This is a genomic window from Streptomyces sp. NPDC006624 (assembly GCF_040611555.1).
Lineage (GTDB): Bacteria > Actinomycetota > Actinomycetes > Streptomycetales > Streptomycetaceae > Streptomyces.
The window spans coordinates 363688-369687 of the sequence record NZ_JBEXOM010000007.1 but is presented as its reverse complement, the minus strand read 5'-3'; the positions used below and the strand labels follow the sequence as shown (position 1 = coordinate 369687).

The window sequence follows — 6000 nt, the reverse complement described above, 5'->3', positions numbered from 1 at the left end:
GGGTGTCCGCCCGCAGCGGTCGGCGCGTCAAAGAACAGTCAGCCGATAAGCAACCCCATCGCGCCGATCCGAGGACGGACACCCCCCGGCGCGGCCCCGCCCCACACCCCGCCGGCAGGCGCGACGCGCACCCCCACCCACGCCGCACAGGCCGCCGCAGGCACCCGCACAGCCAGCCCTCACCACCCGCACAAGCCCAGGCGCCACAGGAGCGATTACCCCCGCCGCCCCCCGGCCCCCGCCCCCAACGCCCCCCGCTGCGGCGCGATCCCGGCCGGCACCGCTCGCTGACGTGCCGGCGTCCCCGTCCAGCAGGTGCCCCGGCGGGCCAGCAGCCGACGGAGCCACAGTTCCAGGGAGACCAGCTCCGCGAGACCGTCCAGCGGAAGCGGCTCTCCCGCCGCCGCACCGCGCAGCGCCTTGCGCACGACCCGGGCCTCGACGAGCCCCGCCTCCGCCAGCAGCGGCGTGTCGAACAGGGTGACCAGCGAGTCCGCCGCCACACGCAACCCCGTGCGCGCGACCGCCGCCGCCGTCCCCGGGACCGGCACGCCCCACCCGGACGGCAACTCCCGCACCCCGGCCCCCTCCAAAACCGTCCGCAGGATCGCCGCCCGCGCCCCCGGCCGCACCCGCAACGCCTCGGGCAGCGCCCGCGCGGCCCGTACGACCTGGTTGTCGAGGAACGGCGCGTGCAGCCGCTGGAAGCGGATCTCGGCGGCCTGCTCCAGCACCCGCAGATCCGCCGCGTGCCGTGCCAGCGCGGCCCGCGCGCGGAAGTCCCCCGGCCGCTGCCCCGGCCCCACCGTCTCCGATCGGTGCGTGGCCGCCTGAAGACGAACCGATACTTCGGCGAGCGCCTCACCGGTCAGCCAGCGCGCCGCCGGCCCGGGTCTGCCCCAGGTCAGCGCGGCGAGGGAGGCCTCCATCGCCCCGCCGGGCGCGTCGAGTCCGTCGTCCGCGCGCGGGTCGAGGAGCCGCTCGGCCAGGGACTCGAGCCCGGACCGGTACGACGAACGGGACAGCCGCCTCGCCGCCGCGTACACGCGCGCGGGGACGAACACCGAGCCGTCCGCCTTCGCCAACGCCGCCACGGGCCGCACCAGATGACGCCGCTTGCGGTCCATCAGCAGATCGGCGAGCCGCGCGGGATGGGCGTCCAGGACCTGCCGTGCGCCGTACCCCGTGAAGTGGTCCGCGCTGCCCGCCGCCAGCCGGGCGCGGTGCCGCGCCGCCGTCACCAGGCACGGGCCGGGTTCGTCGGTCAGGGGGACGTCCAGGTCGGCGTAGGGAAGGGTCTCCTCGCCGCCCGTCACGACGACGTGGTGCAACCGGGGGTTCGCGGCCAGGGCGCCCGCCCGCTCCAGCTCGGCCTCCCGCCCTCCGACGGCGAGGTCGTTGAAGGTGACGGCCAGCAGCCGCTCCCCCGCGCCCGTGCCGTGCCCCAGGACCGTGCCCGGCCTGCCGGGCAGCCCGGCGGCGAGCAGTGCCAGCGTCCCCGACGCGGGCCCGCCGGACAGGTCCGCCCCGATGCCGGGCACGGGCATGCCGCGCGCGGCCCGCCGCTCGGCGGGCCCCATGCCGGGCACGGGCCCGGGGTCGATGTCCGCGCCGGGGACGTGCCGCGGCGCGGACAGCCGCGTCCGCACGGCCTCGACGAGCGCGTCGCGCACGGCGTCCACGGCACTGTCGGGATCGGCCGGAGGAGCGGCGACGGCCAGCGAGGCGACCGGCTCGTACCCGGCGATCTCCCGCGCCCCGGCGCGCAGGATGAGCGCATGCCCCGGCGGAACGCGCTTCACGCCGTCGTACGTCGTGGAGTCGTGCAGCGCGGCGGGCACGTCGGGGGCGGCCAGCAGCGCGGCGAGGTGCCCGAAGTCGAGGTTGGCCTCGATGAGGTCGGCGAGCGGCAGGGCGGCCGTCGCGTAGGCCGTACCGCCGGCCCAGGGCGTGTGGAACACCGGCCGCACGCCCGCGAGATCGCCGCAGACGGTGATCCTCCTGCCGACCTGCACGATCGCGGTGTAGCTGCCCGGCCAGGCGGTCAGATGCCGAAGTGCCCCGCCGCGCGCGGCGAACAGGGCGACGCGCAACTGCTCGTCGGTGGCGCCGCAGATGCCGAGGACGGCGATGCGGGTGCGCTCGTCGGCCTTGACGACGCGCACCTCGTCGGGCCGCCAGTCGCCGACGGCCCACAGCGGATCGGGGTCGCCCCACAGGAGTTGGGCCCCCACCGGGTGCAGGGTCTCACCCTCGGGCCCGGTGGCCCCCGCCGCACCGGCAGCGACGGCTCCCGCGGCGGTGCTGCTCCATCCCACCAACCACCGCATCGCCGCCTCCACAGGCTGTGGACAACCAGTGCACCGCACGAACCGGTTCACCATGCTGCCATGAAGGAAGCGCTCCAGAGGGTGCCCGCGCCGCTTGTGCTCCGCCGAATGCGCCCCGGCGGAGCCGCCCGCGGCGTCCGAAACACCCCGAACTCCCGTACGCCACAACGCGCGTGAGCCGAAGGAGACGATCTGGCGAGGCGCCAGGAACACGACGGCCCGGGAAAGTGACGACGAACCGGGAAAGTGACGACGAACCGGGGAGCAAGACGACGAACGCGGAAGCGAGACGACGGGCCCGATAGAGAGACCCCGAAGAGAGACCCCGAAGAGAGACAACGACCCCGGAGCCAGAACGAAGTGGACCCCGGCAGCCGGGTAGGACACCGGCCAAGAAGCAAGGCACGTCAGCGACACATCACCGGTACGACTGCGACGCGAATGCGCCCCCGAAACGCGCCCTAAACACCACCGAAGCGCCCTCAAGTACCGTGGTCGGAGGCCTGATACCCCATGAGAACAGGGGTCGATTTTCGGCCAAATCGCCGACAGGCGAACAGCTTCGAACACGCTCCGTACAGGCTCCGCACCCCGTCACCCGGTCGCGCAGTCCGGGAGACGAGGCACGCCTCCCGGACCGTTCCGCCGCCCGCGGGGATGGAGGCGGCGGTGTCCCCCAGCCCACTGGATCCAGTACAGCGGGCCGACCCACGCGATGACCATGGAACCGCTCCCGTGATGGCCGGAGAAGAGCGCACGGACGGGCGCACGGCCACACGTCGGGAGCACGTTGCAACTGCCCGTATCTGACTAGTACTTCAGTACGGACCACAATCCCGCCAACCGGAACAATGCCCCTTAACGCTTGGGATCCGGCGAACTACGCTGGGTTTACGAATGCCGCATGGTTATGCCAGCGCGGCAGCCGTCTGTGTCGAGGGGTGGCGCATGTCCAGGGAGCAACGCGGGCCGAACGAAAAACTCGGCGCCGTTCTCGCCCTCGCGGGAATCTCGAACGCAGGCCTCGCGCGGCGCGTCAACGATCTTGGCGCCCAGCGCGGCCTGACACTTCGCTATGACAAGACGTCGGTGGCGCGCTGGGTGTCGAAGGGCATGGTGCCGCAGGGCGCGGCTCCGCACCTCATCGCCGCAGCCATCGGGCAGAAGCTCGGACGCCCCGTGCCGCTCCACGAGATCGGGCTGGCGGACGCGGACCCGGCGCCCGAAGTCGGCCTCGCCTTCCCGCGCGACGTGGGACAGGCGGTGAAGTCCGCGACCGAGCTGTACCGCCTCGACCTCGCCGGCCGCCGCGCCGGATCCGGCGGCATCTGGCAGTCCCTGGCCGGATCGTTCGCAGTAAGCGCGTACGCGACACCCGCCTCGCGCTGGCTGATAACCCCGGCCGACAGTTCGGTGGCGCGTGACGTGGGCTCCGGCGAGGGCTCCGGCGCACCGCTCAAAGTCGGCCACAGCGATGTGCAGAAACTGCGGGAGGCCGCCGAGGACGCGCGGCGCTGGGACTCCAAGTACGGCGGCGGCGACTGGCGTTCGTCGATGGTCCCCGAGTGCCTGCGGGTGGAGGCCGCCCCCCTGCTCCTGGGGGCCTACTCCGACGAGGTCGGCCGGGCCCTGTTCGGCGCCTCCGCCGAACTCACGCGGCTCGCGGGCTGGATGGCCTTCGACACGGGCCAGCAGGAAGCGGCCCAGCGCTACTACATCCAGGCCCTGCGCCTGGCCCGCGCGGCGGCGGACGTCCCCCTCGGGGGCTACGTCCTGGCCTCCATGTCCCTCCAGGCCACCTACCGCGGCTTCGGGGACGAGGGCGTGGATCTCGCCCAGGCCGCCCTGGAACGCAACCGCGGGCTGGCCACGGCCCGCACGATGAGCTTCTTCCGCCTCGTCGAGGCACGCGCACACGCGCGCGCCGGCGACGCCCAGGCGGCCGGCGGCGCCCTCAAGGCGGCCGAGAGCTGGCTGGAGCGGGCCCGCCCCGGCGACAACGACCCGAGCTGGCTCGGCTTCTACTCCTACGACCGTTTCGCCGCCGACGCGGCGGAGTGCTACCGCGATCTGAAGGCTCCCCGCCAGGTCCGCCGTTTCACCGAGCAGGCGCTGTCCAAGCCGACGGAGGAGTTCGTGCGCTCGCACGGCCTGCGGCTCGTCGTCTCCGCGGTCGCCGAACTGGAGTCGGGGAACCTGGACGCGGCGTGCGAGCAGGGCGTGCGGGCGGTCGAGGTCGCCGGGCGCATCTCCTCGGCCCGCACCACGGAGTACGTGAAGGACCTCCTCCACCGCCTCGAGCCGTACGGCGACGAGCCGCGGGTGGTGGAACTGCGGGAGCGCGCGCGTCCGCTGCTGATGGCTCCGGCGTAGAGGGCATGGGAGCGGCGCCGGTGCGCCGCCCGCCGCCGGGTATCGGGGGCGTTGTCGGTGGCGCAGTGCACTATCTAGGTGGGAGGTGGTGCTCGTGCGGGCCGCGTACGACTGTGACGTGCTGGTGATCGGCGGGGGGATCGTCGGGCTGTCCACGGCGTACGCCATCACACGCGCCGCACCGGGCACACGGGTCACCGTGCTGGAGAAGGAGCCCGGCCCGGCCCGGCACCAGACCGGCCGCAACAGCGGCGTGATCCACAGCGGCGTCTACTACCGCCCCGGTTCCCTCAAGGCGCGCTACGCGGTGCGGGGCGCCGCGGAGATGGTGAAGTTCTGCGCGGAGTACGGCATCCCGCACGCGGTCACCGGCAAGCTGATCGTCGCGACCGACCGCGCGGAGCTGCCGCGTCTGCACGCACTCGTCCAGCGCGGCCGGGAGAACGGGATCCGGGTCCGTGAGCTGGGCGGATCCCAGATCCCGGAGTACGAGCCCGAGGTCCGCGGCCTCGCCGCCATCCACGTCGGCACGACCGGCGTCTGCGACTTCGTCGCGGTCGCCCGGCAGCTGGCCCACGGCTCGGGCGCGGAGATCCGCTACGGCACCAGGGTCGTCCGCGTCGACCGCCGCCCCGAGCGGGGCGTCGCCGTGCTCACGGCCGCCGGGGACGTCGTACGGGGACGGGTCCTGGTGAACTGCGCGGGCCTGTACTGCGACGAGATCGCCCGGCTGACCGGGGACGACCCGGACGCCCGGATCGTGCCGTTCCGCGGCGAGTACTACGAGCTGGCCCGCCCGGAGCTGGTCCGGGGGCTGGTCTATCCCGTCCCTGACCCGGCGTTCCCCTTCCTCGGGGTGCACCTCACACGCGGCGTCGACGGAAGCGTCCACATCGGGCCCAACGCGGTGCCGGCCCTGGCCCGCGAGGGGTACGGGTGGGGCACGCTCCGCCCGCGCGAGCTGGGGTCGACGCTGGCGTGGCCGGGCTCCTGGCACCTCGCGCGGCAGCACTGGCGGTACGGGGCGGGGGAGCTGCGGCGGTCGCTGTCCAAGGGCGCGTTCACCCAGGCGGTGCGGCGGCTGCTGCCCGGGGTGTCCGAGGACGACCTGGTGCCGACGGCCGCGGGGGTGCGGGCCCAGGCGGTGCTGCGGGACGGGACCCTGGTCGACGACTTCCTGATCCACGAGGGCCCCCGCGCGGTGCACGTCCTCAACGCGCCCTCCCCCGCGGCGACGGCGTCCCTGCCGATCGGACGCGAGGTGGCCCGGAGGGCACTGAGCACCCTGTGACGGGCC

At 74.2% G+C, this 6000-nt stretch carries 3 protein-coding genes; 2 read left to right on the top strand and 1 reads right to left on the bottom strand.

Annotated elements, in window-relative coordinates; translation table 11 throughout:
- Positions 1-215: 215 nt before the first annotated feature.
- Entirely contained in the window at positions 216-2330 is a 2115-nt protein-coding gene (locus ABZY20_RS16915; protein WP_356442249.1) for an asparagine synthase-related protein, read from the bottom strand.
- 948 nt (positions 2331-3278) lie between these two features.
- Between ABZY20_RS16915 and ABZY20_RS16910 the strand changes: the two genes are divergently transcribed.
- Together ABZY20_RS16910 and lhgO are read left to right on the top strand one after the other, a co-directional pair.
- Positions 3279-4703: an MFS transporter gene (locus ABZY20_RS16910; protein WP_356442247.1), complete on the top strand. Its 1425-nt coding sequence runs from the start codon at positions 3279-3281 to the stop codon at positions 4701-4703.
- A gap of 85 nt (positions 4704-4788) precedes the next feature.
- Positions 4789-5994 carry an L-2-hydroxyglutarate oxidase gene (gene lhgO, locus ABZY20_RS16905; RefSeq protein ID WP_356442245.1) on the top strand — a complete coding sequence of 402 codons (1206 nt, stop codon included), beginning with the start codon at positions 4789-4791 and terminating at the stop codon, positions 5992-5994.
- The last annotated feature ends 6 nt before the right edge of the window (positions 5995-6000 follow it).